The sequence below is a fragment of the Paraburkholderia sp. RL17-383-BIF-A genome, assembly GCF_046028015.1.
Taxonomy (GTDB): Bacteria; Pseudomonadota; Gammaproteobacteria; order Burkholderiales; family Burkholderiaceae; genus Paraburkholderia.
The window spans coordinates 1-25,751 of the sequence record NZ_JARESR010000015.1 but is presented as its reverse complement, the minus strand read 5'-3'; the positions used below and the strand labels follow the sequence as shown (position 1 = coordinate 25,751).

Sequence of the window (25,751 nt, the reverse complement as noted above, 5' to 3'; positions counted from 1 at the left end):
TGCACCTTGGGGGACTTACTTGCTCATCGCGTCGCCTTTCTTCATCGCGTCGGGTTTCATCTTGCTGCCGTCCTTGCTCATCGAGTCTTTGGCCATCGCGTCCTTGCTCATCGAATCTTTGGACATGGTGCTCTTGGCCATCGAGTCTTTGCTCATGGCGTCCTTCGACATCGAATCACCGGACATGGCGCCGCTCGCCTGGGCGAACGCCGAACCACCGCTGACGAGCAACGCTGCGGCAAATGCTGCAATTGCAATGCTTTTCATGACAACTCCTTGAGTGTTGTTGATGAGGCCGGTATCGCCTAGGCGGCGTACGGGGCCCATGTGTATGAAGTGAATCTGCTTTCCGGCAACTACCGATGCGTCGTCATCCCGCATCTGTGAGGTAGTTCGCCGGGTGTCCCGACGCGGTTACAGCAGGCGCAAAATTTTTTGCTGAACGGGTGAAGGAGGGGGGCAACGTGCTTGCGACCTCCATTGCGCGGGACGATGGAATAAACTCCTGTTTCCTGTAACCGACGCCCCAGATGAATCGAACTACGGATATCACCGCCGCGCAGGCGAAAGAGGCGCACCTGCGAACCCTTTTCCAGCGTGGGCTGGACGGCGACGGCGCCGCGTACCGGCAATTCCTTATGGAACTTGGCGCGCACTTGCGCGGCTTCCTGCGCAGGCGGCTTTACGATGGCGCGTCCGACGCCGAGGATCTCGTGCAGGAAGTATTGCTTGCGGTGCATAACGCCCGGCATACCTATCGCGTCGAGGAACCGCTGACGGCATGGATTCACGCGATCGCGCGCTACAAGCTGACGGATTACTTTCGGGCGCGCGCCCGGCACGACGCGCTGAATGATCCGCTCGACGACGCGTTCGAGCTGCTCGCCGCGCCCGATCTCGAACCGGCGCAGGCAAAGCGCGACCTTGGGAAACTGCTCGAACAGTTACCGGATCGCCAGCGGCTGCCGATCGTGCATGTGAAGCTCGAAGGGCTGTCCGTGACGGAGACCGCGAAATTGACCGGCTTGTCGGAGTCCGCGGTCAAGATTGGCGTACATCGTGGACTCAAGGCATTGGCTGCAAAGATTCGAGGAACACGATGAAAACGGATGACTTCATTTCCCTGCTTGCCACTGGCGTCACGCCGGTGGACCGCCGCGCGCTCACGAAACGCTTCGGCGCCGCGGTGCTGATCGGCGCGGCCGGCGCCACGCTGATCATGGCGGTGGTGCTCGGCATCCGGCGCGACCTCGCTGAAGTGGCGGTTACGCCGATTTTCTGGGCGAAGATCGCGTTGCCCTTATGTGTGATGATCGGCTCGCTGTGGATGTCGACGCGGCTTGCCCGTCCCGGCGTACGCACGGGCGGCAGCAGTTGGCTGATCGCCGCGCCCGTCGCGGCGGTCTGGCTGGCCGGTGCCTATGTATTGATGGTCGCACCGGGCGAAGCAAGGCTCGCAGTCGTGCTCGGCAAAACCTGGCGCGTGTGTCCGTTCAATATCGCGATGCTGTCGATTCCCGGCTTTATCGCGGTGTTCTGGGCGCTCAAAGGACTGGCGCCGACCCGGCTCGCTTTGACGGGCGCGGCGGGCGGTTTGCTGGCGGGTTCGACGGCGACGCTGGCGTACTGCCTGCATTGCCCGGAGATGGGCATTCCATTCTGGGGTGTGTGGTATGTGCTCGGAATGTTGTTGCCGGCGGTCGTTGGCGCAGTGCTCGGGCCGCGGTTGTTGCGCTGGTAGTTGGATCCGGTTGATTCCACGCAAACTCTCGTACGCGGATTCCTGGGCGGGCCTCGAAGCCACGTTAGTGGTCCGCCGATTTACCCCACACGACAGATCCTGGATGCTGTTCCAGGTAATCCGACAGCGCCTTCAGCGCGGCAACTGTGCGGCGCAACTCGGTCAACGCCTCACGAATGTCGGTGTGCATCGGCGAGTTCTGCTGCAGCGTGGCGTTTGCCGCATTGTCTTCCTCGACGGTATTGGGCACGGTCGGCAGTTCGACCCGCATACCACGTGTATCGATGCTGACAGCGGGCGCGTGCGGGAAGAAGTCCAGCGCCACATAGCGCTGGCCGGTCAGGACGCAACTGTCCGCGCAGACCCTGGGCGACCAGTTGATGCAGCAGCGCCCTGGCCGCCGCGCCGGAGCCTTGGCCGAGCGCCTCCCTGTAGTGTCGTCCGAGGCGATAGGGGTCTCGCGTTTCACTCTCTGTTGGGACTCTCGCCGCTGGAGGATTCGACTCGCGACCGGCTGTTCGATCGTCTCCTCGACGAAGCGAGCTGGCAAGGTTCGCATTCGCAGACAAAACGTCGCAAACCGACCGCGGGCTGAGCCACGCGGTCACGTCAATTTGCTGTGCGGGTGTCGCGCTGGTTCCATCGTGAACGGCGCGTCGACGCGTGGGCAAGAGCGGGGGGCTTGCCCATCCTTATGCGCGATAGCTTGCGACTCGGCAGAGCGGATTCCGGTCGGTCGACACGGGCTCTTTATCGAACCCATAAAACGAATGCGCAGTTGAGCACAGGATTGCATCGACGAGCGAGGGCGCAAGACGTAAGTCCAGCAACGCGGAAAGTGTCTGGCTGTAGTCTGTCGCGTGTTCAAACTGCGTGTGTGGCCAGTCACTGCCCCACATCAGGCGTTCGGCGCCAAATGCGTCGATCAGTTGGTCCGTGGCTTCGCGCATGAAATTCGAGCCGGGTTTCGCGCAACGGTAAGCGCCCGAAATCTTGACCCATACACGACCCGAAGAGCCAAGCTCCAACAGGTCCTTGAACCCCCGGTCGCTGGTACCGCTATCCAGGGCAGGGCGGCCAAAATGGTCGACGACGACCGGCAAGCCCGCATCCAGCAAAGTGGTGATGAGTGGCGCCAGGTCCGACGCCTGCCTATGCAACTCGACATGCCAGCCGAGTTTTGATAACCGCCGCCATAACGTCGCGTAGCGCGCCGCGCCGATGTCGGGGAGCGTCTGCCCCACAAGGTTGAGGCGCACGCCGGTAATGCCATCGGCGTTCAGTTGCGCCAGTTCGTCTTCCGAAATATCGGGGGAAACGACCGCCACCCCGCGCAGCCGGATCCGTTCCGTGGTCAACGCCTGTAAAAGATAGCTGTTGTCGGTACCGAGAAAACTTGGCTGGACCAGCACGGCATGTCCAATGTCGCTCGCGTCCAGAAGCTTCCGGTAAGCGTCCAGGGTTGCGTCATAGCCGGGTGCGTAGCGCCGTCCGTCCGCGAGCGGCAGTGTTCTTGCAAACACGTGCGCGTGCGTGTCGACGCGCGGCAGGACTCGCCGCGCAATGGGTGGTGCCTGAGTCATCGCTGGCTCCGGGGATGTTCAAGCGCAAACTCGGCATCGGCGACCGGCTGTGAAGACTGCTCGACGCCAGTCGGCCGCAAGCGCCTGCCGCGCGTTTCGGGAAGCGCCAACACGGCAACCATCGCCAGCCCATACGCAATGGCCGCGTCGATACCAATCGCTGCTCCGAGCGACATCGAATGACTCATGTACCCGACCAGCACAGGAAAACCTGCCGAGGCGATCCGCCCAAAGTTGTAGCAGAAGCCGACGCCCGTGCCGCGCATGTCTGCCGGATAGAGTTCGTTGAAGAGCGCACCCAGACTGGCCGGAATGCCGGCGGCAAAGAAGCCGAGCGGAAAACCCAGGATGAGCATCTCCGTGTTGCTCAACGGAAGCATGACGTAAGCCAGGACCGTGACAATGCACGCAAAGGCGAAGAAGGCGATGTTGCGGCGGCGGCCAATCCGGTCGAGCAGATAGGCGCTCGCCATGCAGCCGCACCAGAAGGCAACGATGACGACGGCGAGGTATCCACCCGTGTTCAGGACCGACAGATGTCTTTCCTTTGAGAGGAAGGTCGGCAGCCAGGTCATGATGGCGTAGTACCCACCGTGAGCACCTGTACCGAGAATCGCGCCTACCACCGTGGTCTTGATGACGCGTGGCTGAAATACTTGTGCGACCTGTGCCCAAACTGAAACGGACGGCTCAGCAGTAGTCGGGGCGATGCGCGCCGGTTCGCGGAGATTGCGGCGAACGTAAAGAACGAGGAGTGCCGGTAGCAGACCGACCCCGAACATGACACGCCACGCGGTGTCCGACGGTAGCCATGAAAACGCTGCTGCATACAGAAGCACGGCACCGGCCCAACCAACAGCCCACGCGCTCTGCACGGCCCCCATGGCCTTGCCGCGGTGTTCGGAACGGATGGTCTCCGCCATCAGCACTGCGCCGGCTGCCCACTCCCCGCCGAACCCAAAACCCTGGAGTGCCTTCAGGACCAGCAACTGGGGAAAACTTTGGGCAAACGCACATAGGAAGGTGAAACTTGCAAACCAGAGGATCGTAATCTGCAGCGTCCGAACCCGACCGATCCTGTCGGACAAGGCGCCCGCCAGCCAGCCGCCCAGCGCCGACGACACCAAGGTCACTCCGCTGATGGCGCCCGCCTGTGTGTGGTCGATGCCGTAGGCTGCAATGATGGCGGGGATTGCCAGGGTGAACATCTGCACGTCGAGGGCATCGAGGCCCCAGCCGGCGAAACAACCCCAGAAGGTGCTGCGTTCGAGGGGTGTCCCTTGTTTGTACCACGTGAGCATCGCTGTCTCCACTTGAATTCATATATTCATGTATATGACTATATGTGTAGTCTAGAGTCGTCCACGAAAATGTCATTGAGGACTTACCCTCGTCTTCACGAGTTGTTGTAAAGTGACCATTCCTGTGAACAACTAGATGAATCATGGATACGCAATCGTTCTCGGGCACGCCAGACGGTCGGTTGCCCCGATACCAGCAACTGCGCGACGACCTGGTGCGTCGCATTGCGGAGGGCGAGTGGGAGCCCGAAAAGGCGATCGCCACCGAGGCGGAGCTCAGTCAGTTCTATGCCGTGTCGACCGGAACCCTTCGCAAGGCGATTGATTTGCTGGTGGCCGACGGCGTGCTCACCCGCACTCAGGGGAAGGGAACCTTCGTGCGGCGTCCTCGCTTTGATTCGTCGTTGTTCCGCTTCTTCCGGTTCAAGTCGGTTGACGGCAAACCGGTCCGACCGACAGCAAAAGTGCTCCGCCGCGAAGTCGTCAAGCCGGACGAGGGGATTCGCTCCACGTTGCGAATGAAAGCGACCGAGAAGGCGGTTCATCTCTCAAGAGTACGGCTGATTGACGGGCAACCGGTCTTGTCGGAAGAAATATGGCTGCCTCGAAGCCGTTTCGAAGGGCTGGCGACACTCCCCCTCGGCGATTTCGAAGACTTGCTGTATCCGCTTTACGAGCGGCTCTGCCGGCAAATCGTGGCATCGGCCAGGGAAATTCTGAATGTCGAGCAGGCCACAGAAGCCGATGCAGCGCTCTTGCGTATCGATGTTGGCAGCCCGGTCATTCTCGTGCACCGTGTGGCATCCGATTTTGCCGGGACGCCTATTGAATGGCGTACCACGCGTGGTGCTGCGTCAGCCTTCCAGTATCAGGTCGACATTCGCTGACAGCGCGACTTCCTTCTTTCCGCTCCGAACATACGAACATAGGCAGGCGGCCTGCTGAAACAGCAGCGCCGTGTGCGTTCGTACGCCCGTCCGTCCGGGTTATACCTCATTGCAGACCAGCGCAAAACATACAAACATATATATGACTATATAAATTTGCTTGTTTTCGTTTGACCGGGCGCTCTGCGAAACGCCAGTCACGGCAGCGGGCATGGACCTTTGGAGCGAACATGTCTACGGCGGTTATACGCGAGCAGCAGGTAATGAGGAAAATGGCATGGCGGCTGATGCCCTTGCTCATCGTCATGTTTCTCATCGCATTCATCGACCGGCAGAATGTCGGTTTCGCGAAACTGGAAATGGTTCAGGCGCTCGGCATGACGGAAGCCGCCTACGGGTTGGGCGCCTCGCTGTTTTTCATCGGCTACCTCCTGTTCGAGGTGCCCAGCACTCTGGCATTACATCGTTTCGGCGCCCGCACCTGGCTTGCGCGCATCATGATTACGTGGGGCGTCATTACGGTGTTAATGGCGTTCACGAAGTCGCTGCCGGTGTTTTATTCATTCCGGTTCGCACTGGGTGTTGCAGAGGCCGGGTTCTATCCAGGTGTCATTTACTATCTGACGCAGTGGTTTCCTCAGAGCTACCGGACGCGCGTGCTCGGGCTGTTCACACTCGGCAGTTCGCTCGCGAACATGTTAGGTTCGCTGGTTGGAGGCATGCTGCTTTCCTTGGGTGGGACACTGGGACTGGCTGGTTGGCAATGGGTCTTCCTCGCGACCGGCATTCCGGCAATACTGATTGCGTTCGTAGCACTGAAGTTTCTGCCGAGCTCAGTCAAGCAAGCGACCTTTCTCTCCCGGGATGAACAGGACATGGTGATCGCGGCGCTCGAGCGCGAAGCGTCCCCCGAGGCAAAAGAGTCACGGCCATGGGCCGCATTGCTCGACCCGAAGGTGCTTATGTTTGCCGCGACCTACATGATGATGTCGACGTCGCTGTACGGTGTCACGTACTGGATGCCTACGTTGGTCAAGAGCTGGGGCGTTTCTTCGAGCGTCAACGGCCTGCTCAACATGATTCCGTGGGCACTCGCGACACTTCTTCTGCTTTGGCTTCCCGGGAAACTCAAGCGTGAGCAGGTGGTGCTAAAAGCAATGGTCGTGGTGGCAGGCATCGGCGTCGTATGCTTTGCTTCCAGCCTCGTATTGCCGACCGTGCCGTTGCGCTTTATTGCGCTGTGTTTGGGCGGCGCCTGTATTCCTCTGCTGTACCCTTGCTTCTGGTCGCTGCCCCCGCGTTTCTTTTCCGGCGCCCGCGCCGCAGCAAGCGTTGCGGCTATCAACTGCATCGGCAATCTTGGCGGGTTCTTCGGACAGAACCTGATGCCGTACGTTGGCAAAGTCAGTAATAGCCACGTTGCACCAATGCTTGTTCCGACAGCATGCCTGTTGGCTCTCGCAATTGGGACCGCCATTGCATCGGTAGTGGGTGGGCATCGCAAGGCGGCGCTTGCATCTTCAACGGTTTCGCTTTGATTGAATCGCTGCCGCTCGATGCAGTAGCCTCGGACTGAGATTCGGCCACTTCGAGACGCTCGCCTGGGCGGATTCGATGGCCGCTCGATAGCCGCGAGCGGCCGATTGATCTCATCGCGCCGTCGCTCGTTGAAGCGATTAACCCCCGGCCCGCTTAGCGTTATGGCCGTGCTTTTTGAGTGCCTCAATGACCCGCTCGCAATGATCGCCTTGCACTTCAATCACGCCGTCCTTGACCGTCCCGCCAGAACCGCAGACCGTGCGCAGCTGCTTGGCTAGCAACGCCAAAGCGAGCGGCTCGAGCGCCAGCCCTCTTATGAGTGTCACGCTCTTGCCTCCGCGGCCCTTGGTCTCGCGAGACACTCGCACCGCACCGTCACCCGCCTGCGATGTCGCGGCCACTGCCTTGCAGACACAGTCCGCGAGCGGGCGCCTGCACTCGGGGCACATCCGCCCGCCGTCGGTGGAATAGACAAGGCCGCCTTTTGAACTACTCTTCATGATTGGCTTACTCGAAGACGCTTATAAGTCGGGAATCGGGGCGAGTTTAGCAGGTGTGCTTCAGTAGCCGACTAAGGCCTGGTGAGGTCGCTCGGAGCTTGCGGATAGTGCGAGGGGTGGGCCGCGAAAGAGCAGTGCGTTGAACTCATTCAACCAGCTTTCCCACGGCCGCTATCTGCCATGCTGTCCGCAATCGAAGTCGAATGGCAAGGGGCGTGATCTTTAAGCGCGCCGTGGGCCGCCGCGCACAGGACGGTTCGATCAGATGCATGACGCAAGCGATTGATCGATCAGCCTTCTCAGGAATCGACCGCCTTGAACAGCCGATTCTTGTCGAGCGTGGCCGGATCGAGTGCCTTCTCGGCGCCTTCGGCAGGCAGCGGCGGGCTGGCGTCTTCCAGCGCGCGCCCGGTATAGCGGCTTCGTGGCCGTATGACCTTGCCCACCCGCAACTGCTCGATACAATGGGCGAGCAATCCCACGCTGCGGGCCGTTGCGAACAACGCGAACGACGTATCGCGTGGCAACGCCAACTGGGCAGCAAGAGCCGCGAGCGCAACGTCGATATTCGGCTGGAGTCCGGTCAGCTCGACCACCTTGTCGATGAACGAGACGAGTTCCCTAGGTGGATTCAACACTTCGAGCAAGGCGGCCGCTCGCGGATCGCCGTCCGGATAGAGATGATGTCCAAAGCCCGGTATCGGAATGGCCGACTGCAAGTGATGAGCAACGACGTGTTCCGCGCCGAGTCGTCCAACGTCGTCGAACACGGCCCGCACGCGGCCCGACGCGTCGCCATGCAGTGGGCCTGATAAGGTCGCGAGTCCCGTGAGCAGGCATCCCGGCAGCGATGCGCCGGTGGAGGCGGTAATTCTGGCGGCGAACGCCGAACTCGTTATCTCGTGATCGGCCACGAGAACCATCGCACGGCGGATGAGTTCGGCGGCATCGCGGTCCTGGCCCCAACCGAGCGCGAGCCGCTCATGTGTCCCAAGTGCATGCGCGTCACCACGCGCGCCAAACGCTTGCGCGATGAGCGCCACGAGCCGGCCGGCTTCGACATGCAGTGCGCTGTCCGTGCGTCCGATGGTCGAGTGCCCGCTGGCCGCGAGTGCCGCCAGCGAAGTGAACGCGCATTGCCTGCCACGCTCGTCGCCCTGCAGCGGCAGACCACCGGCTTCGAACGAAACAGGCGCGCGCGCATTCCAGAGAATGGCCGCCACTTCCTCGAGCGTCGCCGTGTCCGCGAGCCGGATGCTATCGCGTCCCCGGTAGTACGGCCGACCTTTTGAGAACGTGGTGATGCCGCTGTAAATGCAGGGCTCCGCACCGAATATCATTCCGGCGGCGAGCGCCTCGCGCTTACGTCCCACCTGCTTTTTGCGGCACAGACCGGCGACGTCCTCCGCACGATAAAGGCTCTTGCGCGGGTCATGCGGGTCCGGCATGACCGCAATGGTGCCTCGACTGACGTACGCGTAGACAGTCTGCGCCTGCACGCCGAGTTGTCGGGCCGCTTCAGTCAGAGTTATCCAGTTTCGCATGGGATGACAGGCAAGTGATGCAGCACAACGCGGCAGAAGAGGCGTTACGATGCTGGTCGCGCGTTGCCTATGAGCGCGACCAATCCAGCGTCAATAGTGACGTTTTTTCAGGTGAAAGTCATCTCGGCGGGTCGTCGCTCCAGAATCTCGACGAGAATGTCGCCCGGCGCTCGTACGAAGCAGGCTCGGACGCCGGCGCGAACCTGCTTGACCGGCGCGACGATTTCCGCGTCACAGCGCAACAGATGCTCGAACGCGGCGTCGAGATCGTCCACCACCACACCGAAATGATCGATGCCCTGTCTTTGCTCGCCCTGAGGAAGCCGGCCGGCTTGCGCGTTCGCCAGCGGCGTGATGAAAAGATTGATGCTGCCGATGCGCAAATCCACGCGTCCCGGACGTCGCACGATTTCAGCGTTCAGACAGCGCGCAAACCATGCGGCGGTCGCTTCGGCGTCTGCCGAGCACAGTTGCAGATGATCCCACTTGAATTCAATCATTCGATTTCCCTGGATAGTCGAAAGCGTCACAGTTCGATGCGGGACAGCTTCCCCAGCAGCACGGAGTATGAGAACGCGCCGAGCAGGCAGATCGCGCCCATCAGGTTCAGAGCCCAGTAGAAGTGGCCGGTGTGGTGGGTGATATAGCCGATCATGAGCGGCGTGGTAACACCCGCGATATTGGCCGCGAGACTGGTGATGCTGCTCGTCAGTCCCACGTACTGCCGGGGCGCGATTTCGGAGACGGCGGCCCACGACATCGATCCCACGCCCTGCGCGAAGAACGCAATCGTCAGGATCGCGATCACGGCCTCGTTCGACTCGACGAAATTGACGAGCACGATCGAAGCGCCGAGCAGCGTGCCGACGATAAGCGGCGTCTTGCGCGCCGTGGAAATCGACACCCCGCGCCGGATGAAGAAATCCGACAGGGAGCCGGCAAGGAGAATGCCGAGCGTCGCGCCAATGAAAGGCAGCGCCTGGAAGATCCCGACCTTGATCATCGACATGTGGCGCGCTTCGATCAGATAGGTCATGAACCACGTGGTGAAGAAGACCAGCAAGGTGTTATTGCAGAACTTGCCAAGACAGATGGCGAGAATCTGCCGGTAGCTGAGCAGCTTGAGCGCCATGCGCCAGTCGAATTTTTCGCGTGCCTTGTGCGTCGTCGCGCCGTCATTGATGTACTGCAGCTCGGCGGCATTCACGCTCGCGTGCCGATGCGGATCGCGATACACCCGGTACCAGAGAAGGCTGAACAGAATGCCGAAGCCTCCCGTCACGAAAAACACCGCGCGCCAGCCGTACGCGGCGGAGATCCACAGCAACAAGCCGGTAAACAAGGGCGTGCCGATGTATTGGCCCATGACGTAGACGCTGGTTGCGAAGCCGCGCTCCCGCGCGGGAAACCACAGCGTCACGGCGCGTGCGTTCGAAGGGAAGGCGGGCGCCTCCAGTGCGCCGATCGCGAGCCGCGAGCCGAGCAGCATGTGATAACCGCTCGCGAGACCCTGCGTCAGCGTGGCGAAAGACCAGCCGACGAGAGACAGCGCATAGGCAATGCGCGAGCCCAGAACGTCGGTCAGCACGCCGCCGGGCACGAGAGCAATGGAATAGGCGAGGCCGAATGCCGCGAACAGTTCGCCCATTTGCATCCTGTCGAGCCCGAGCCCCTTCGAGAGGCCCGGTGCAACGATGCCCAGCGCCGAGCGGTCCACGTAGTTGAGGATAGTGGCCACGAGCAACATCGAGAGCACGACATACCGGATTCTGGAGCGTTTCGCGGTATCCGCGAAGGCCGCGTTTCGCGGCGGCAAGGTTTTTTCCTCTATGACTTTCATCGGTGTCTCCATAACATTAGCCTGTTGTTTTTTTATTGGCGAAAGGGCGATCTATCCGCGGCCGACGAACGGCATGGCGCTCGCCATGATGGTCATGTTGAGCACATTGGCTTCGAGCGGAAGACTGGCCATGTGCACTACGGCATTCGCAACGTGCGTCACGTCCATTCTTGCTTCCGGCGCCAGTCGTCCGTCCGCTTGCAGTACGCCGCGGTTCATGCGTTCCGTGAGCGAGGTGGCCGCATTGCCGATATCGATCTGACTGCAGGCGATGTTGAACGCTCGTCCGTCCAGCGCAATCGATTTGGTAATGCCGGTGATCGCATGCTTGGTCGCCGTATAGGCGATGGTATGCGGCCGCGGCGAGTGCGCCGAGATCGATCCATTGTTGATGATTCGTCCGCCTTGCGGGGATTGCGCTTTCATCAAGCGATAAGCGGCGCGAGCGCACAGGAACACGCCGGTCAGATTGGTGGCGACGACATCGTTCCAGAATTCGACCTCGTAGTCTTCCAGCGGGACGGCGCCCGCGTTGCGCCCCGCGTTGTTGAAGAGCACGTCGAGGCGGCCGAATGTCTCGGCGATCTGCGAAAACGCGCGCTCGACCGAGGCTGCGTTGGCGACGTCGGTCTGGAACACATGCGCTTGCCCACCGGCGATGCCGATTGCCTCGTTCGTCTCCAGCAGCGGTTCCGCTCTGCGCCCGAGGAGCGCGACGGCGAATCCGGCGTGGGCGAGCGCCATGGCGGCGGAGCGGCCGATGCCGGAGCCGGCGCCCGTCACGGCTGCAAATTTCTTCGATGCAGGCATTTCACTTCCTCTCGACAGGTCAATTGAACATGGGGTGCAGAGTTGCATTCGTGCCATGCGTCGAGCAATCTTGATTCATTGAATCAACATCTGAGCGCTTTGCCGATGGGGATCGCACCAGGGTTTTCCTGATACGGGCGTTGAGTGTGGCGGGACAGACAAGGGGCGCGAAAGGAAAGGGATCGGGGCATGCAGCGCGCACCGGGGCGAATAGGGGGCTCATCATTTCCGAGGAGTTGATTCATCCAATCAACATTGACGGCCCGGTCGGCTGTTTCGTAGGCTCTCGACGTCTGCCTACCCAAGGAAAAACCATGTCGAAAGATAACCGTACCAGGCTGTTGATTGCGCGCAAAGTTCCCACCGCCGTGGCGCAGCGCGCTGAAGCCGATTTTCATGCCTTCGTGACCGAGTCCGATATGGACTCGTGGTCGGTCGTCGACTTCTGCAAGAAGCACGAGGTGCCCGCCGTACTGATCGGCAAGAAATCCGGGTTGCAAGCGGAGCACATCGCCGCGCTGCCTTCGACAGTCAGGATCATTGCGAACGCGAGCGCGGGCTTCGACCACATGGACGTGGCTGCTGCCCGCGAAAGGGGAATCGTCGTCACGAACGCGCCTGATGCGTTGACCGAATGCACGGCCGATTTCTCGATGCTGCTCGTGCTCGCGGCCTGCCGGCGTGCGTCGGAGTACGAACGAATCATGCGCAACGGTTGGGGAAAATCTTTCGGCATGACCGAAATGCTGGGGACGCGGGTCAACGGCAAGACGCTCGGGATTGTCGGATTCGGGCGTATCGGACGTGCGGTCGCTAAGCGTGCGCAGGGTTTCGGCATGCGCGTGATCTACACGGACATTAACCGTGCGCCTGAGTCGCTGGAAAATGGCGCGACGTACTACGCCAGCCTCGAGGATATGCTGCCGCACTGCCATGTGCTCACGCTGCACGTGCCAGGCGGCGGCGTCCCGCTAATGACAAAAAATGAGTTTGGGCTGCTGCCCAAGGGCGCGGTCTTTGTCAACGCGGCGCGTGGCGGTCTGGTGGATGAAGATGCGCTTTATGAAGCACTGACTTCGGGACATCTGTTCAGTGCGGGTCTGGACGTGTACCGGAATGAGCCGAATGTCGACAAGCGTTTTGCGGCGCTCGAGAACGTGTTTCTAACGCCGCACATGGCGAGCGCCACGATCGAGACTCGCGACCAGATGGGTTTCACGGCGCTGGATAACGTTGCCGCCGTGCTGGATGGGCGGCCCGCGTTGAATCCGGTGTGAATCCCGGCCTCGCGAATCAGAGCTTGTAAAGCTCGCGTGACGCAGCAGCGGGAGCGTCGCGAGGTCGTCCAGTTCCACCTGTGCTCAGCGGCCAACAGCGCGGCCTTGACCTCGTCATACAGCCCGCTGTGACCCGGCGCGTCGCGCTTCTCGCTGTGGATCAGTGCGATCCGTTTCGAATGGCGCCGAGCACGCGGGCAGGGCACGTGTGAGACGGTCGGCGCGTAGTGCCCGCTGTAGCCCGATGGCAGCGGAATCGATCGGCTGTCCTTTCTCCGTCAGCGAAAGCGCGTTTCACAATGCGGGATTCCGCGAAAATCTCCGGATCAGCATCATTTCGTTGTTTGAAAAGTGGTTTTGCATCGCAAAAATTGCCGCGTATCTATTTGAAATATAAGAGAAAAATATGTCTTATGTCTTATATAAGACTTGGGCCGGGCGGCATTACTATTTAGTCATGCAGCTCGCTTCGAAAGACGCAGCGACGCCGCGCTGAACCACTTAGTTAAACGCGCTTTGCTTTTAGGAGAGTCACATGGCCCAATATCAAGACGACATTCAGGCAGTTGCTGGTTTGAAAGAGAATCACGGCAGCGCCTGGAATGCCATCAACCCCGAGTACGCGGCGCGCATGCGTGCTCAGAACAAGTTCAAGACGGGCCTGGACATCGCCAGGTACACGGCGAGGATCATGCGCGCCGACATGGCGGCTTACGATGCCGACCCGTCCAAATACACCCAGTCGCTGGGCTGCTGGCACGGGTTCATCGGCCAGCAGAAGATGATCTCCATCAAGAAGCACTTCAACAGCACGGAGCGCCGTTACCTTTACCTGTCCGGCTGGATGGTGGCCGCGCTGCGCTCCGAGTTCGGCCCGCTGCCCGACCAGTCGATGCACGAAAAAACTTCCGTCAGCGCGCTGATCCGCGAGCTGTACACGTTCTTGCGCCAGGCAGACGCCCGTGAACTGGGCGGCCTGTTCCGCCAGCTCGACGCCGCCCAAGGCCCTGCCAAGGCCGCCATCCAGGAAAAAATCGACAACCACGTCACCCACGTCGTGCCTATCATCGCCGACATCGACGCGGGATTCGGCAACGCCGAAGCAACGTATCTGCTGGCCAAGCAGTTCATTGAAGCGGGCGCATGTTGCATCCAGATCGAAAACCAGGTGTCCGACGAGAAGCAGTGCGGCCACCAGGATGGCAAGGTCACCGTGCCGCACGAGGACTTCCTCGCCAAGATTCGCGCCATTCGCTACGCCTTCCTGGAACTGGGTGTGGACGACGGAATCATCGTGGCGCGTACCGACTCGCTGGGCGCCGGCCTGACCAAGCAGATCGCCGTGACCAACACGCCGGGCGATCTGGGCGACCAATACAATTCCTTCCTTGATTGTGAAGAATTGTCGGCCGACGAACTGGGCAATGGCGACGTCATCATCAAGCGTGACGGCAAGCTGCTGCGTCCCAAGCGCCTGCCTAGCAATCTGTTCCAGTTCCGCGCCGGTACCGGCGAAGCGCGCTGCGTACTGGACTGCGTCACCGCGCTGCAAAACGGCGCAGACCTGCTGTGGATCGAAACCGAAAAACCGCACATCGCCCAGATCGGCGGCATGGTCAGCGAGATTCGCAAAGTCATCCCGAACGCCAAGCTGGTGTACAACAACAGCCCGTCGTTCAACTGGACCCTGAATTTCCGCCAGCAGGCGTATGACGCGTTGAAGGCCGCGGGCAAGGATGTGTCGGCATACGACCGCGCGCAGCTGATGAGCGTGGAATACGATCAGACCGAACTGGCGAAGCTCGCCGACGAAAAGATCAGGACTTTCCAGGCGGATGCGTCGCGCGAAGCAGGTATCTTCCACCACCTGATTACGCTGCCGACCTATCACACCGCGGCATTGTCGACCGACAACCTGGCCAAGGAATACTTCGGCGACCAGGGCATGCTGGGTTATGTGGCTGGCGTGCAGCGTAAGGAAATCCGCGAGGGCATCGCCTGCGTCAAGCACCAGAACATGTCCGGCTCGGACATCGGCGACGACCACAAGGAGTATTTCAGCGGCGAAGCGGCGCTGAAAGCGGCGGGGAAAGACAACACGATGAACCAGTTCTGATATCGGCATTGTCGTAAGCAAAACGCCAACCCGTCCGGGTTGGCGTTTTTTTGTCATGACGATTCAATCCCGTAGTTTGATGCCTTCCAGGACATCTGACACTCCACATCGGCGCCGACTTTTTTCGACCGAATCGGCCACAACCTGTCATTCAGTGAGCAGGGAAACCCGCCGTTTGACCGGCTGCAGTACTCCGGAAGGTGACTGACGAGCTACATGCACAATTCGGCCTGAGACGCCATTCGCGTGTTGATGCCGGCATGCCCGCTCACTCCGGCACAGCGGTCGTTTGACAGCGGCAATCGCGAATGGATGCTGTGACATCGATGAATGCGTACTGCCGGCCAGGTTCAGACACTCGACGTCGCTGGCTAGATCGTCAACAATCTGTGCATTCAAAACTGCAGCAGTACAAATGCAACCGATTATGGGGCGAATATGGGCTTGCGGGGATTGCTGCTGAAAGGCATCGCTGTCATTGTTGTCGGCGTAATTGGAACCCTTTTTGTCCTGCACGAAGATAGCAGCGTGCATGCTGACATTCTCATCGATCGGCCGCCTGCCGATGTCTGGAACGTCGTATCGAACAGCACCGCGTATCCCGATTGGAACCCCTTCATTACTCGTGTTGACGGCGACTTCAGGGAGGGAGAGACAATCCGCATCGTGCTAGGCATTGGACCGGATTCGATGGTATTCAAGCCGACTGTTCTGGTCGTTCGCCCGGAACAAGAACTTTGCTGGCGTGGCAGTGTATGGATTCGTGGTGTCTTCGACGGCACACATTGCATTCACCTCACGGCCGTAACTGGCGGCACCCATCTTGAGCAAACGGAGTCTTTTTCGGGATTGCTCGTTGGGCGGTTGACGAAAGACGTAACCGAGGAAACTCGGCGGAACTTTCAGGCGATGAATGCTGCGGTTAAGCAGCGCGTGGAAACGAAAACGCCCTGAGCGCCCGCTTGTCGCGCGACACCCAACGGTGTTAATGGCCGCAGTCGCTGGTCGGCCAGTTTCGGCTGGTCGACGCCGACGTGCAAAACGTCGACAATCGCGACTCATAGCGGGTTAAGCGCTTTTTTGCACTTCCTACAAAAAAGGACAGCACAGGTGGGCGAAAACATACAGAGGTCAACCCGAGAGGGCCTGTATTCTGCTGGGATAGCTGCTTGTTATCTTGCCGCTTTTTGGGGGCGCTTCGGCATAAACATCTTCCAGTTTGCAGGACTGAGTGGGTTCGCAAGCTTGGCAATGTATCCGCTAATGACCGCGATCGGAATAAACATCCTGGCGTTTCTTGCGCTCGGAATCGGACGAAAGTCAGAGTCGGCACCAAACACAGACAGAAGTCCTACATTTTTTTGGCGGGTAGCAAATAAATATCTGCACATTTGGGAAACCTTCGGACCGGTTGTCGCGCTCATTCTCGTTGTTGCCATCTCCGCCCCAGAAAAATGGTTTGCCTTGCTCTTCTTACTTGCTCCTTGGATCAGGAGACTCGCGGATCTGCCGTACTTCGCGCAGATTCTTCCTGAATTCAAACTCCGGCTTAGAACTGTCTACTGGCTTGTGGCATTCCCGGTCCTGACTATCGGACTTGGTGCCTCAAATGCGGACCTATATTTCTCAGGCGACGAATCGCGTATCGTAGCGGCGACGGGAGCTGCTACCGGATTGCAGTGGGATCAGGAGCATCCCATCGGATACTTGGGTTTTGCGGGCGGCACGTACTTTTTGTTCGAAGGCAAGACGGGTAGCGTCATTATGTTGAATCAGGCCGTCGCAGGGCCATTGACGATTCAGGTTAATTCACCAAACGGGCGGCAGCGAAAGCCTCCAGAGTGGCGTCGCAACTTGCTTCACAGCCTCGCCAGCGTCCATTTGTGACCTTGTGGGAGACGGCCACCTTAGGGATGCTCGTGTATCCGGCGGAAAACGACTTCGCTCACAAACAAGAACCACGGGGGATTCATGCAAATCAAAACCATACGCCAGCTTATCCGTTGGGTATTTCCGTTGGCCATTGCAGCTTACGGTGCAGCCGCGCAGGCCGAGGACGAGGTGACACTTTTCAACGCGAGGGGCGCAGCCGAGGCGTACATCGCTATAGACGACGGGCTGACCATTTACTTGTGGAGCGGCAAGCCCGTGGCTTACCTCGAGAAGGCTGGCACCGACGAAGGCTACAACGTCTACGGGTTTAACGGAAAGCACCTTGGTTGGTTCGCAAAGGGGGCAATATATGCCCACGATGGGACCGCGGCATGCGCCACAGCTCAGGTCATGACGTCCGCGACCCAGCTCGAACCGCTCAAATCTCTCAAGGAACTCGCGCCCCTTCAGTCATTGACGGAGCTTTCGCCTCTCCAGCCGGTGCTCGCCAGCAGATTCGGTGATACGCCGTGCCGTTTCCTTTTAGGCGCGGGGTCAAAATGAACTGATGTGGAGTGTCGCTACGCGGGAGACTGACAGGGATGGCCGATCACGAGTGGCAGCTTCGGAGAAATGTGAAAGTCCCCTGCGGGTCGATCACAGGCGTCGCCGCTCGGCCCAGAGTAGCACCGCCACGAACACGCACGAATCCGTCAACGTGTTTGTGGAGAAAGGAGCGCCGACGCGTGTTTGAGACACACCTCCAAGCCCTCATGGGGTCAAATATGAATCCAAGGGGATAAGCTCGACGGCCCATCCGCCTTCTTCGCCCAGCTTGGCCGCCGGGTGCATGGAGGCGATGCGCAACGCCTCGTCATGGGTATCTGCCTCGATGACGAAAAGGCCGCCCACGACTTCCTTCGACTCGGTGTACGGCCCATCGATGACGTGCGTCTTCCCACTGCGCGGGCGGAGCGTCCTCCAGGTGTCCAGATCGCCAAGCGAAGCGGAAATCAGTACCTTGCCGGTAGCTCTCATCTTGTCGTCCAATGCGGGGCATTGGCTGACTAATTTCTTGACGTCGTCTGGCGCCATCGCGGCGAATTTTTCGGGGGTAAAGTAGGCCAAGCCGAGGTATTTCATGGGAGATCCTTTGGGTGGGAATATCCTGACGACGAATCTGATGATCGAAAATCGACATCTTTTCTTGGGGAGTCTGTAGCGAGTCTCGCCAGCCTGTCCGCTTTGAGTCCGGAATATGCCGGATGCGTGAGGCAGTGGCCGGCCAATCACGGTCGCTCGACACCAGGCCCAGGATAGCTAACAATCGACCAACTCCTCGTCCGGCAGCTCGCAGTGCAGAAGCTACACCTTGCGGCGGATCGGCTTCTCTCAACGGATGCATTGAACCTATTCGGCGATTGGTGCATCGCTGACACCGATTTGGCTTTAATACTAAATCGCCTCGTCATGAATGGCGATGACGTCCCCACAAAGTTGGCATCGTACGCAGCGCATCAATGAGAACGAGCGTCAGTGCAGCAGTAGGGCATGCTGGAGCGGCCTCAGCTGTGTCCATCAACGCAAGCAGCAGGACTTCCGTGTGGATCGACAGTCAGTCAAGGTTGAACGTTCGACAAAGTCGCCTGGATCGTCAACAATCGACGAACGAACACCTGATAAAGACCGTCGTCCATGACACCACCCATGAAAATTGCGTCCCCTGTTGCGCTTATTACCGGTTCGACTTCTGGCATTGGCGCTGCCATCGCTCGGCGGCTCTCAAGCGAAGGATTTTCAATCGTTTTGCATTCGCGCAGTTCGGCGGAAACAGGGCAAGCATTGGCCCGTGAGCTTGGCTCGGCGATCTACGTCCAGGCCGACTTGGCCGATGATATGGACAGGGTGCGCCTGGTACGTGAGTCCGTCGCCGCATGGGGGCGACTCGACGTTCTGATCAACAATGCGGGGATCAGCCGTGTTATCCCGCATGGTGATCTGGCTGCGGCTACGCCGACTGTCTGGCAGGAACTCCACGAGGTCAACGTAATCGCCCCGTTTCGTTTGATAGCTGAAGCGGAACCAGCATTACGTGATGCAGCTCGACGGGGTCGCCCTGGTAGCGTGATCAACATCAGTTCACATGCGGGTGTTCGACCTAAGGGCGCGTCAATACCATACTCGGTCACGAAGGCTGCGCTGAACCACATGACCCGCTTGCTGGCGCTATCACTCGCGCCTGACATCCGGGTGAATGCTGTTGCGCCAGGGCTAGTCGACACTCCATTGACCGCGGATTGGACGCAAGCACAGGAACTGTGGAAAACACGAGCCCCAATGCGGCGGTCGGCTAGCCCCGAAGACATTGCTCAGGCTGTCGCGATGCTGGTCGCATCGGACTATCTGACCGGAGAAATTCTGCTATCGGATGGTGGGTTGAATCTCACGTAGTAAACCGATGTCTTAGCTTCGAACTTCAGAACTCGTCCAATACCAGCCGCTCGACATTAGCAGACACATCGCTGACAATTTCAAGTCTTGCCATTGGGCCGTTCTTCACTCGAATCCGGTTCCTCTCGTGATCTCACTTTCCGATCCTGTCGTGGCAATGGTCCTACGGCGACCGATAGTGGGCGGTAATTTCTGGCGAGCCACGGGCCATCTACGGCCCAGTCGAAGAAGGGCGTCTGTAAGGAGCACGCGGATGATTCAAGGGCATCGCGACCAGCAAGCAGCGAACGGATTCACGCCTGTCTGGATGGATATCGCGTTCAAGGAACGAGGTGTCAAGCGTTACGGCGCGGGCGAATGCAACCCGAGGATCGCCGAGTATAACGAAAGCACTCAATTGGCAGGCTACGACGACAAGATCGCATGGTGTTCGTCATTCCTCAACTGGTGCATGAAGCAATCGGGCATTGCAGGAACGCGGTCGGCCTTGGCTCGCTCCTGGCTAACTTGGGGAAATGAGCTCGGCGCTCCAATCTACGGCTGCGTTGCAGTGTTGACTGCCGACGATGCCGTCGAATGGAAGGGTCATGTGGGATTCTTTCTGCGATCTGACGCCCAGCACGTTTACTTGTTCGGAGGCAATCAGCTTGAAGAGGTACGCGAATTAGCTTATCCGCTCGACCGTGTGTTGGCATATCGCTGGCCGTGAGTGGAGGCCGCGTTTTCCGCGGCACTTGAACGGGATCGGCAACGCCGCTATCTGAGAAGGACATTCAACCGGCGGTTCCTACCAGGAAGTGGCCTTCGGGCGCACACGAGCTATCAAGGTCGCCGCGAAACCTGGCTCGGGCATGGCCCCGTCGACTGGCGAATCTGTAATTGCGCATGCACCTCGTGTCCACGTTGAACTCGCTTGCCGTCGAGTGCGTCGAGCAGGTGTTGCGCCGCAAGCCTTCCAATCTCGGCGGTGTCGACCCGCATGGTCGTGAGCGCGGGACGCATCTCTTTGGCGATCGCGAGATCGTCGAAGCCCGTCACGGACAATTCGCCTGGAACGGCAATCCCCAGATCCTCCGCCTCGCGCAGCACGCCCAAAGCAATGTGGTCGTTGCCGCAGATGATCGCGCTCGGGTGCTCGCCTGCCGATTGCCAGATCGAGCGCAAGCTGCGCCGCCCGAATTCGATCGTCGATTCGCCTTCGAACAGGTGCTCCGGCCTGACGGCGAGGCCGTGGCGTTCGAGCGCCGAGCGAATGCCCGCGAGGCGCGCCTGCACCCGGTCGTTGTCGCGAGTCGGCTGAATGCAGACCGCGAACGAGCGGTGGCCAAGGCCAATCAGATGTTCCGTTATTTCAACGTAGGCCGCGTGATTGTCGAAGCCGATACAGTCGTGCGGGCTGCCCTCGCGATACGCATACGTGACCGCATAAGGCACCCGATAGAGCCGCAATGCATCGAACAGTTCGGCCGGATGCGCCTCGCCGACGATCGCCATCGCCTCGACGCCGCGTGCCAGCATCGCGCGCACCTGCACGATCGCCTGCGCGGGGTCGTAGTTCGAGCAGCCGAGCACGAGCGTGATGCCGCGCGCCGCGAACGCCGCCTGCATGGCGCTCACCTGCGAGGCGAACACCTGATCGTCGAGCGTCGGAATAATGATGCCGGCGATATGGCTGCGCGTGGACGCGAGCGCGCGTCCTGCCGCATTCGGAAACCAGTTGAGCGTGAGCGCGGCGTGCTCGACGCGCTCGCGCACGCTGGCCGAGACTTTGTCCGGCTCGTTGTACACCCGCGACACCGTCGCCGTGGATACCCCCGCGAGCTTCGCGACATCCGAGAGCACGGTGCGTCCTGTGTTGCGGCGAGCGCGGCTCGTCGGCGTTCGGGCCGGGGCCGTATCGGAAGCGGGCGCGGGAGAATCAAAGGAGCGGGGCATCGGATCAGGAAGTGACGGTTGTACGAAGGCGGATGCAGCAAGCGCCGTCATCATACCGTCGCGGCGTTCCGCCGGGTGCGCGCGCGTTTGGGCTCATGCGGGCGCCGAGAGAGCGGCAATACGCGAACGGAAATGTCCGGTGCCGGCGACGATCTTGTCGAGCACCGCATCGAGCGCCCAGAAGCGCTCGCGAACGTCGTAGTCGATCACGCGGCAGCGAATCGACTCGAACGTGCCGATGCGCTGATGGTAAATCTTCGCGAGCGCCGGATAGCCCAGCGCTTCAGAAACCGCGGAGACCACGAGAAACGTCGACAGTTCCTCCGCGAGTGCTGGGTCCTGAGCTGCATCGTTGCGCAGCCACTTGTAGAGGTCCGGGTGAAAGTTCGTGAACACGCCGTTGAAACCTGCCGAGCCGGCCTTCATCGCGTCCCACGCGATCGCCGCGTTGGCGTTCAGGATCTTCAGCGGCGAACCCTGCGCCATCGCGACGCGCCGTTTGACGGTCTGGAGATCGCAACTCACGTCCTTTAGCATGATGAAGCGGCCGGTGTCGATGCACATCTTCAGTTCATCATCGGAGAGCAGCCGCCGATACGGCGCCGGGCATTCGTAAAGGCCGAGCGGAATGTCCGACGGAAGGCGCTCGAGAAGGCGCTTGAGATTGGCCGTGAAGACCTCCGTTCCCTCGTGCTTCGGATCGAGCCGGTTCGTCACGAGCACGATGCCTTGTGCGCCCGTCGATGCGGCGACGCCGAGTTCTTCCGCCTGCGCCTCGGGATCGTCGCTGATGTGGCCGGAGACCACGACGGGAATGCGGCCCGCCACTTTTTCCACGACGAACCGGCCGAGTTCGCCACGCTCGGCGAGGCTCAGGAACTGCATCTCGCTCGACTGCGCAACGGCGAAGAGCGCGTCCGAGCCGTGCGCGATGTACCACTCGATCAGACGTTCGAGGCCGGCATAGTCGATCGCGCCGGAAGCGTCGAACGGTGTCAGCATCACGGGAACGATGCCTTCGATCGAAGGGGGGGAGTGCGTGGCACTTGTCATGGTTATCTCTCTGAATGGGTTGAATGGGGCTCGGCGCGCGCTCTCGTCACGCCTGCGCGCTAAAAGCTTCGACGTGTGCGGGCTTGTCCTCGATCGGCTTGCGTACGAGCAGCAAGTAGCTCATTGCACCGATGAACGCGATGCCTGCCGCCGTTAGCAGCGCGGGCACAAAAGACCAGGTCTGCGCGATGTAGCCGGTCAGAATGGGGGCGAGGGCGCCGCCCAGGAAGCCGCCAAAATTCTGGATTGCGCCGAGCGAGCCGACGCGGTTTGGCGGCGCGGCGGCGGTCGCGAGCGCCCAGGAACTGGCTGAAGCGGCGTTGGCCAGGAAGATCACCACCGAGATGCACGCGATCGCGATCATATTGCTTTCGACGAGCGCCGCCGGAATCGTGAACGCGACCATGCCGAGCATCGCGATCACCACGGCGTTGCGGCGGCTCCCGACCGGATTTGTGCTGCGGCTCGTCATGAGATCCGAGAACCAGCCGGCCGTGAGCGAGCCAAGAAAACCGCAGAAGAAGGGAATCGATGCTGCGACGCCCGTATGCATGAGGCTCATGTGGCGTTCCATCGTCAGGTAGCCTGGCAGCCACGTCAGATACACCCAGTTGAGGTAGACGGAGCCGAAAAAGCCGATCAGCATGCCCCAGGTCGTGCCGTGCGAAAAAAGCGAACGCCATTCGGCGAAGGTGAGCGACTGCGCGGGCCTGCGATCCGCCTCGTCACCGTCGAGATAACGGCGCTCTTCTTGGGTCATCGTGGCCTTCGCCGGATCGCGATACACCGCAAGCCATACGACCGCCACGATCAGGCCGACGATGCCCGTCACGATGAACGCCCAGCGCCAATGGAAATTCACAACGAGAATCGACAGGCAGAGCGGCGCGAGCGCCGTGCCGAGCGGGGACGCCGAGTTGAAGATGCCGGTCGGCTTGCCGCGAGCGCGCAGCGGAAACCAGTTGCTGACGACGCGCGCCGCTGACGGAAACTGCGGCGCCTCGCCGATGCCGAGCACGATCCGCGCAAGGATGAACCAGCCGAAGGTCGAGACGAAGCCCCCAGCGGCCTGCGCGAGCGACCAGACGATCAGGCCGAGGCCGAGCAGCTTGCGCGGCCCGACGCGGTCGACGAGACCGCCCACCGGCAATTGAAATAGCGCGTAGCTCCAGGAAAACGCGGAGAGCAGCAGCCCCATCTGAGCCAGCGACAAGCCGAGATCATGGCGGATCAGCGGATTGGCCACGGCAAGCGTGCCACGGTCCAGATAGTTGACGATGCCGCTGACCATCAACAGCGTCAGCGCTACGGTCTGGGCGCGGCGAATTCTTGGTGGTGCCGGCTCAGGGCGAGGGGTTGTGCTCATGATCTTTTGTCTCCGGTTCATGTATTCGGTTGAGTTGAGGCGGGCCGCGCCGATGCGTTGTCAGGCGGCTTGGTGTTGCGCGTTCACTCCGGCTCGCATGGGATCGAAGTTTGCGCTCCGCAGCGTATTACGCTATGCGCTCAATCCGTCCTCAAAAAATGGTAGCGCTTACATTTTGTGACGTCGCGCAGATACGGAACTAATCTAAACGGTATTATTTCGCCTAAATCGAAGTGTTAGCGCTTACATTTTGGGTCTAACCGGGAGAGATTGCAAGCGCCGGAAGGGCTTCAGCGGGTTAACGCGGATCATCCAAGCGGCCTTATTCGACATCCTCGATTCTTATATAAGATATAAGAGTTGGCGTTGCTGGCTTGTCGAACTTCGTGAAGATGAACCCGCGGGATTTTTCTGGACGCATCATCTCCGTCAGCACGAATGGAACGTCAATTCTCTGCGTAGCACGGGGATGTGGGAGCATGCGGGCAACACACGCCTCAACGAGGAGGGACGAGGGCGCGCGCATCGCGCGCGGGTATTGTGACGTGTGCTGCGCACAGACCTCGTTTAGCGAAAACTCGGGATGCACCGGGTAACTGATCCGGACGCTAGAACGATATGACACGCTGCTCGCGCCGCTTGTCTATGGCGAAGGCAGGGCGAGTGAATCCGGCGAGTTGCCGCTATCCCTGGTTGCATTCGGCGTGGCCCGTCTTGCCGTACGCAAAAACGCACGTTATTCGCGCCAGTTGCTCTTCGAGACGGGCACGCTGGGATACCGGGCGAACTGTACGATCCTTCGAGTCCTTATCGCTGTTTTGGGGCGGATCGAGATTGCAACTCGTAGCGGGTCGTTCACCTCTTGCCCCCGAGTGAAGATCAGACTGTTTTGCGCATGCTACGGCGAGCACGTCCCGTGGTGTGTTTCTCCGGAAACAGACTGAATGAGACAGTCCCGGATTGACTACCGGAGAGAACGTCGCGGGTGTTCAACGGGAGGGCGACCAGCAAACCAACGGTTCAGACACTCTCATCGTCCGCTCAAGTACATAATTTGACATAAGATAAATTATCACCCATTTGTATGTAGAGGCTAAGTTGTAATGTCCGCTTTTAGCCAAGTTCAAATGTCCGCTTCGAGGCGGCATAAGCTTACCCTGCGTCGATCCTCCGGCGCCGGAGGCTGCGATGGCTGCGACGGACAGGATCACCATGACGATGCGTGAGCTGGACAGGTTCAAGGTCATTCAGGCCGTGGCGGACGATCTGCTCAAACCGTGGCGCGCTGCGCAGCGGCTCGGCCTGACGACGCGACAGATACGACGGCTGGTCGCGCGCCTGCGTGGAGATGGCCCGGCGGGTCTGGTGTCCGGCCGATGCGCGAAGCCGAGCAACAACCGGCTCGATGCCGGCACCGCGGCTCGCGCGCTGGCGATCATTCGCGAGCGCTATGCCGATTTTGGCCCGACGCTGGCGTGCGAGAAGCTTTGGGAGTGTCACGGCATCCGGATGGCCAAGGAAACCGTGCGGCAGTTGATGACCGATGCCGGACTGTGGATTCCACGCCGGCAGCGCCCGCCGAAGATCTACCAGCCGCGGGCGCGGCGCTCGTGTGTTGGCGAACTGGTGCAGATCGACGGCAGCGAACATCCGTGGTTCGAGGAACGGGCGCCCGCTTGCACGCTGCTGGGTGTTCATCGACGATGCGACTGGCAGGCCGATGACGCTGCATTTTACGGCAACGGAATCGACCTTCAGCTATCTTGAGGCCCAGTCGAAGTATCTGATGGCACACGGCAAACCTGTCGCGTTCTATAGCGGCAGGTTTCGTCCGGTTTATCCACGCCTGCCGGGCGTTTGCCGTTTGCCGTTTGCCAGCGGGCGGCCGTAAACGCAGAAACCCCACCTTTATGGGGTGGGGTTTCTGATGCTGCTG

General features: G+C 60.3%; 24 protein-coding genes and 2 pseudogenes. 13 read left to right on the top strand and 13 right to left on the bottom strand.

What is annotated here, in order from left to right; translation table 11 throughout:
* Positions 1-15: 15 nt before the first annotated feature.
* On the bottom strand, positions 16-267 hold the full coding sequence (locus tag P0D71_RS18445) for a pentapeptide MXKDX repeat protein (RefSeq protein WP_408185568.1): 252 nt from the start codon (positions 265-267) through the stop codon (positions 16-18).
* 263 nt (positions 268-530) lie between these two features.
* Here P0D71_RS18445 and P0D71_RS18440 point away from each other — a divergent pair, with 263 nt between their 5' ends.
* Together P0D71_RS18440 and P0D71_RS18435 are read left to right on the top strand one after the other, a co-directional pair.
* On the top strand, positions 531-1,103 hold the full coding sequence (locus tag P0D71_RS18440; RefSeq protein ID WP_408481438.1) for a sigma-70 family RNA polymerase sigma factor: 573 nt from the start codon (positions 531-533) through the stop codon (positions 1,101-1,103).
* The gene (locus P0D71_RS18435; protein WP_408481436.1) at positions 1,100-1,741 is read left to right on the top strand and encodes a DUF1109 domain-containing protein; all 642 of its coding nucleotides are present in this window, start codon (positions 1,100-1,102) and stop codon (positions 1,739-1,741) included. The genes P0D71_RS18440 and P0D71_RS18435 overlap by 4 nt, the downstream gene beginning before the upstream one ends.
* Positions 1,742-1,805: 64 nt before the next feature.
* Here the strand turns inward: P0D71_RS18435 and P0D71_RS18430 are convergent, their stop codons facing one another.
* The 3 genes from P0D71_RS18430 to P0D71_RS18420 form a co-directional block, all read right to left on the bottom strand.
* Positions 1,806-2,210, bottom strand: coding sequence for a hypothetical protein (locus tag P0D71_RS18430; protein ID WP_408481434.1), 405 nt, complete (start codon positions 2,208-2,210; stop codon positions 1,806-1,808).
* 223 nt (positions 2,211-2,433) lie between these two features.
* A complete protein-coding gene (locus P0D71_RS18425) occupies positions 2,434-3,324 on the bottom strand; it encodes an amidohydrolase family protein (RefSeq protein WP_408481432.1) in 891 nt (296 codons plus the stop codon).
* Positions 3,321-4,625: an MFS transporter gene (locus P0D71_RS18420; RefSeq protein WP_408481430.1), complete on the bottom strand. Its 1,305-nt coding sequence runs from the start codon at positions 4,623-4,625 to the stop codon at positions 3,321-3,323. Before P0D71_RS18420 ends, P0D71_RS18425 begins: the two co-directional genes overlap by 4 nt.
* Positions 4,626-4,768: 143 nt before the next feature.
* Between P0D71_RS18420 and P0D71_RS18415 the strand changes: the two genes are divergently transcribed.
* Positions 4,769-5,512 carry a GntR family transcriptional regulator gene (locus tag P0D71_RS18415; RefSeq protein WP_091794046.1) on the top strand — a complete coding sequence of 248 codons (744 nt, stop codon included), beginning with the start codon at positions 4,769-4,771 and terminating at the stop codon, positions 5,510-5,512.
* A 230-nt stretch (positions 5,513-5,742) separates the two neighbouring features.
* A complete protein-coding gene (locus P0D71_RS18410) occupies positions 5,743-7,050 on the top strand; it encodes an MFS transporter (protein WP_408481428.1) in 1,308 nt (435 codons plus the stop codon).
* Positions 7,051-7,188: 138 nt separating this feature from the next.
* On the opposite strand, the gene P0D71_RS18405 is transcribed toward P0D71_RS18410, so the two are convergent.
* The 5 genes from P0D71_RS18405 to P0D71_RS18385 form a co-directional block, all read right to left on the bottom strand.
* Entirely contained in the window at positions 7,189-7,551 is a 363-nt protein-coding gene (locus P0D71_RS18405) for a translation initiation factor Sui1 (protein ID WP_091794050.1), read from the bottom strand.
* 299 nt (positions 7,552-7,850) lie between these two features.
* Positions 7,851-9,095, bottom strand: a complete 1,245-nt coding sequence (locus P0D71_RS18400; protein ID WP_408481426.1) for a citrate/2-methylcitrate synthase — start codon at positions 9,093-9,095, stop codon at positions 7,851-7,853.
* 107 nt (positions 9,096-9,202) lie between these two features.
* A complete protein-coding gene (locus P0D71_RS18395; protein ID WP_408185560.1) occupies positions 9,203-9,595 on the bottom strand; it encodes a VOC family protein in 393 nt (130 codons plus the stop codon).
* A gap of 26 nt (positions 9,596-9,621) precedes the next feature.
* Positions 9,622-10,935, bottom strand: coding sequence for an MFS transporter (locus P0D71_RS18390; protein ID WP_408481424.1), 1,314 nt, complete (start codon positions 10,933-10,935; stop codon positions 9,622-9,624).
* Between the two features lie 51 nt (positions 10,936-10,986).
* Entirely contained in the window at positions 10,987-11,745 is a 759-nt protein-coding gene (locus P0D71_RS18385) for an SDR family oxidoreductase (protein WP_408481422.1), read from the bottom strand.
* Between the two features lie 314 nt (positions 11,746-12,059).
* Between P0D71_RS18385 and P0D71_RS18380 the strand changes: the two genes are divergently transcribed.
* From P0D71_RS18380 to P0D71_RS18360, 5 genes are all read left to right on the top strand, one after another.
* Positions 12,060-13,022 (top strand): 2-hydroxyacid dehydrogenase, encoded by a 963-nt coding sequence (locus P0D71_RS18380; protein ID WP_091794060.1) that lies wholly within the window; start codon positions 12,060-12,062, stop codon positions 13,020-13,022.
* 535 nt (positions 13,023-13,557) lie between these two features.
* Positions 13,558-15,138 (top strand): isocitrate lyase, encoded by a 1,581-nt coding sequence (locus P0D71_RS18375; RefSeq protein ID WP_408297931.1) that lies wholly within the window; start codon positions 13,558-13,560, stop codon positions 15,136-15,138.
* 453 nt (positions 15,139-15,591) lie between these two features.
* Positions 15,592-16,092: an SRPBCC family protein gene (locus P0D71_RS18370; protein WP_408297929.1), complete on the top strand. Its 501-nt coding sequence runs from the start codon at positions 15,592-15,594 to the stop codon at positions 16,090-16,092.
* 156 nt (positions 16,093-16,248) lie between these two features.
* Positions 16,249-17,025: a hypothetical protein gene (locus P0D71_RS18365; RefSeq protein WP_408481419.1), complete on the top strand. Its 777-nt coding sequence runs from the start codon at positions 16,249-16,251 to the stop codon at positions 17,023-17,025.
* Between the two features lie 84 nt (positions 17,026-17,109).
* Positions 17,110-17,574, top strand: coding sequence for a 4-fold beta flower protein (locus tag P0D71_RS18360; protein ID WP_408481417.1), 465 nt, complete (start codon positions 17,110-17,112; stop codon positions 17,572-17,574).
* A 207-nt stretch (positions 17,575-17,781) separates the two neighbouring features.
* Here P0D71_RS18360 and P0D71_RS18355 read toward each other — a convergent pair whose 3' ends face one another.
* A complete protein-coding gene (locus tag P0D71_RS18355) occupies positions 17,782-18,153 on the bottom strand; it encodes a YciI family protein (RefSeq protein WP_091794068.1) in 372 nt (123 codons plus the stop codon).
* Positions 18,154-18,357: 204 nt separating this feature from the next.
* Here P0D71_RS18355 and P0D71_RS18350 point away from each other — a divergent pair.
* The 3 genes and pseudogenes from P0D71_RS18350 to P0D71_RS18340 all read left to right on the top strand — a co-directional run.
* A pseudogene (locus tag P0D71_RS18350) lies at positions 18,358-18,534 on the top strand (glutathione transferase); the annotation flags it as partial.
* Positions 18,535-18,717: 183 nt separating this feature from the next.
* Positions 18,718-19,461 (top strand): SDR family NAD(P)-dependent oxidoreductase, encoded by a 744-nt coding sequence (locus P0D71_RS18345; protein WP_408187642.1) that lies wholly within the window; start codon positions 18,718-18,720, stop codon positions 19,459-19,461.
* Positions 19,462-19,714: 253 nt separating this feature from the next.
* On the top strand, positions 19,715-20,170 hold the full coding sequence (locus tag P0D71_RS18340) for a TIGR02594 family protein (RefSeq protein WP_408481415.1): 456 nt from the start codon (positions 19,715-19,717) through the stop codon (positions 20,168-20,170).
* Between the two features lie 113 nt (positions 20,171-20,283).
* Here the strand turns inward: P0D71_RS18340 and P0D71_RS18335 are convergent, their stop codons facing one another.
* The 3 genes from P0D71_RS18335 to P0D71_RS18325 all read right to left on the bottom strand — a co-directional run bounded on the left by P0D71_RS18335 (position 20,284) and on the right by P0D71_RS18325 (position 23,815).
* Positions 20,284-21,396 carry a LacI family DNA-binding transcriptional regulator gene (locus P0D71_RS18335; RefSeq protein WP_408481413.1) on the bottom strand — a complete coding sequence of 371 codons (1,113 nt, stop codon included), beginning with the start codon at positions 21,394-21,396 and terminating at the stop codon, positions 20,284-20,286.
* Positions 21,397-21,489: 93 nt separating this feature from the next.
* The gene (locus P0D71_RS18330) at positions 21,490-22,449 is read right to left on the bottom strand and encodes a dihydrodipicolinate synthase family protein (RefSeq protein WP_091794077.1); all 960 of its coding nucleotides are present in this window, start codon (positions 22,447-22,449) and stop codon (positions 21,490-21,492) included.
* Between the two features lie 46 nt (positions 22,450-22,495).
* The gene (locus P0D71_RS18325) at positions 22,496-23,815 is read right to left on the bottom strand and encodes an MFS transporter (protein WP_408481411.1); all 1,320 of its coding nucleotides are present in this window, start codon (positions 23,813-23,815) and stop codon (positions 22,496-22,498) included.
* A 1,188-nt stretch (positions 23,816-25,003) separates the two neighbouring features.
* Between P0D71_RS18325 and P0D71_RS18320 the strand changes: the two are divergent.
* A pseudogene (locus tag P0D71_RS18320) lies at positions 25,004-25,655 on the top strand (ISNCY family transposase); the annotation flags it as partial.
* Between the last annotated feature and the right edge of the window lie 96 nt (positions 25,656-25,751).

Excerpts from the sequence above, each read along its gene's own strand:
- P0D71_RS18445 (WP_408185568.1), bottom strand. The coding sequence starts at position 267 with ATGAAAAGCATTGCAATTGCAGCATTTGCCGCAGCGTTGCTCGTCAGC.
- P0D71_RS18440 (WP_408481438.1), top strand. The coding sequence starts at position 531 with ATGAATCGAACTACGGATATCACCGCCGCGCAGGCGAAAGAGGCGCAC.
- P0D71_RS18435 (WP_408481436.1), top strand. The coding sequence starts at position 1,100 with ATGAAAACGGATGACTTCATTTCCCTGCTTGCCACTGGCGTCACGCCG.
- P0D71_RS18425 (WP_408481432.1), bottom strand. The coding sequence starts at position 3,324 with ATGACTCAGGCACCACCCATTGCGCGGCGAGTCCTGCCGCGCGTCGAC.
- P0D71_RS18420 (WP_408481430.1), bottom strand. The coding sequence starts at position 4,625 with ATGCTCACGTGGTACAAACAAGGGACACCCCTCGAACGCAGCACCTTC.
- P0D71_RS18415 (WP_091794046.1), top strand. The coding sequence starts at position 4,769 with ATGGATACGCAATCGTTCTCGGGCACGCCAGACGGTCGGTTGCCCCGA.
- P0D71_RS18410 (WP_408481428.1), top strand. The coding sequence starts at position 5,743 with ATGTCTACGGCGGTTATACGCGAGCAGCAGGTAATGAGGAAAATGGCA.
- P0D71_RS18405 (WP_091794050.1), bottom strand. The coding sequence starts at position 7,551 with ATGAAGAGTAGTTCAAAAGGCGGCCTTGTCTATTCCACCGACGGCGGG.
- P0D71_RS18400 (WP_408481426.1), bottom strand. The coding sequence starts at position 9,095 with ATGCGAAACTGGATAACTCTGACTGAAGCGGCCCGACAACTCGGCGTG.
- P0D71_RS18395 (WP_408185560.1), bottom strand. The coding sequence starts at position 9,595 with ATGATTGAATTCAAGTGGGATCATCTGCAACTGTGCTCGGCAGACGCC.
- P0D71_RS18390 (WP_408481424.1), bottom strand. The coding sequence starts at position 10,935 with ATGAAAGTCATAGAGGAAAAAACCTTGCCGCCGCGAAACGCGGCCTTC.
- P0D71_RS18385 (WP_408481422.1), bottom strand. The coding sequence starts at position 11,745 with ATGCCTGCATCGAAGAAATTTGCAGCCGTGACGGGCGCCGGCTCCGGC.
- P0D71_RS18380 (WP_091794060.1), top strand. The coding sequence starts at position 12,060 with ATGTCGAAAGATAACCGTACCAGGCTGTTGATTGCGCGCAAAGTTCCC.
- P0D71_RS18375 (WP_408297931.1), top strand. The coding sequence starts at position 13,558 with ATGGCCCAATATCAAGACGACATTCAGGCAGTTGCTGGTTTGAAAGAG.
- P0D71_RS18360 (WP_408481417.1), top strand. The coding sequence starts at position 17,110 with ATGCAAATCAAAACCATACGCCAGCTTATCCGTTGGGTATTTCCGTTG.
- P0D71_RS18355 (WP_091794068.1), bottom strand. The coding sequence starts at position 18,153 with ATGAAATACCTCGGCTTGGCCTACTTTACCCCCGAAAAATTCGCCGCG.
- P0D71_RS18345 (WP_408187642.1), top strand. The coding sequence starts at position 18,718 with ATGAAAATTGCGTCCCCTGTTGCGCTTATTACCGGTTCGACTTCTGGC.
- P0D71_RS18340 (WP_408481415.1), top strand. The coding sequence starts at position 19,715 with ATGATTCAAGGGCATCGCGACCAGCAAGCAGCGAACGGATTCACGCCT.
- P0D71_RS18335 (WP_408481413.1), bottom strand. The coding sequence starts at position 21,396 with ATGCCCCGCTCCTTTGATTCTCCCGCGCCCGCTTCCGATACGGCCCCG.
- P0D71_RS18330 (WP_091794077.1), bottom strand. The coding sequence starts at position 22,449 with ATGACAAGTGCCACGCACTCCCCCCCTTCGATCGAAGGCATCGTTCCC.
- P0D71_RS18325 (WP_408481411.1), bottom strand. The coding sequence starts at position 23,815 with ATGAGCACAACCCCTCGCCCTGAGCCGGCACCACCAAGAATTCGCCGC.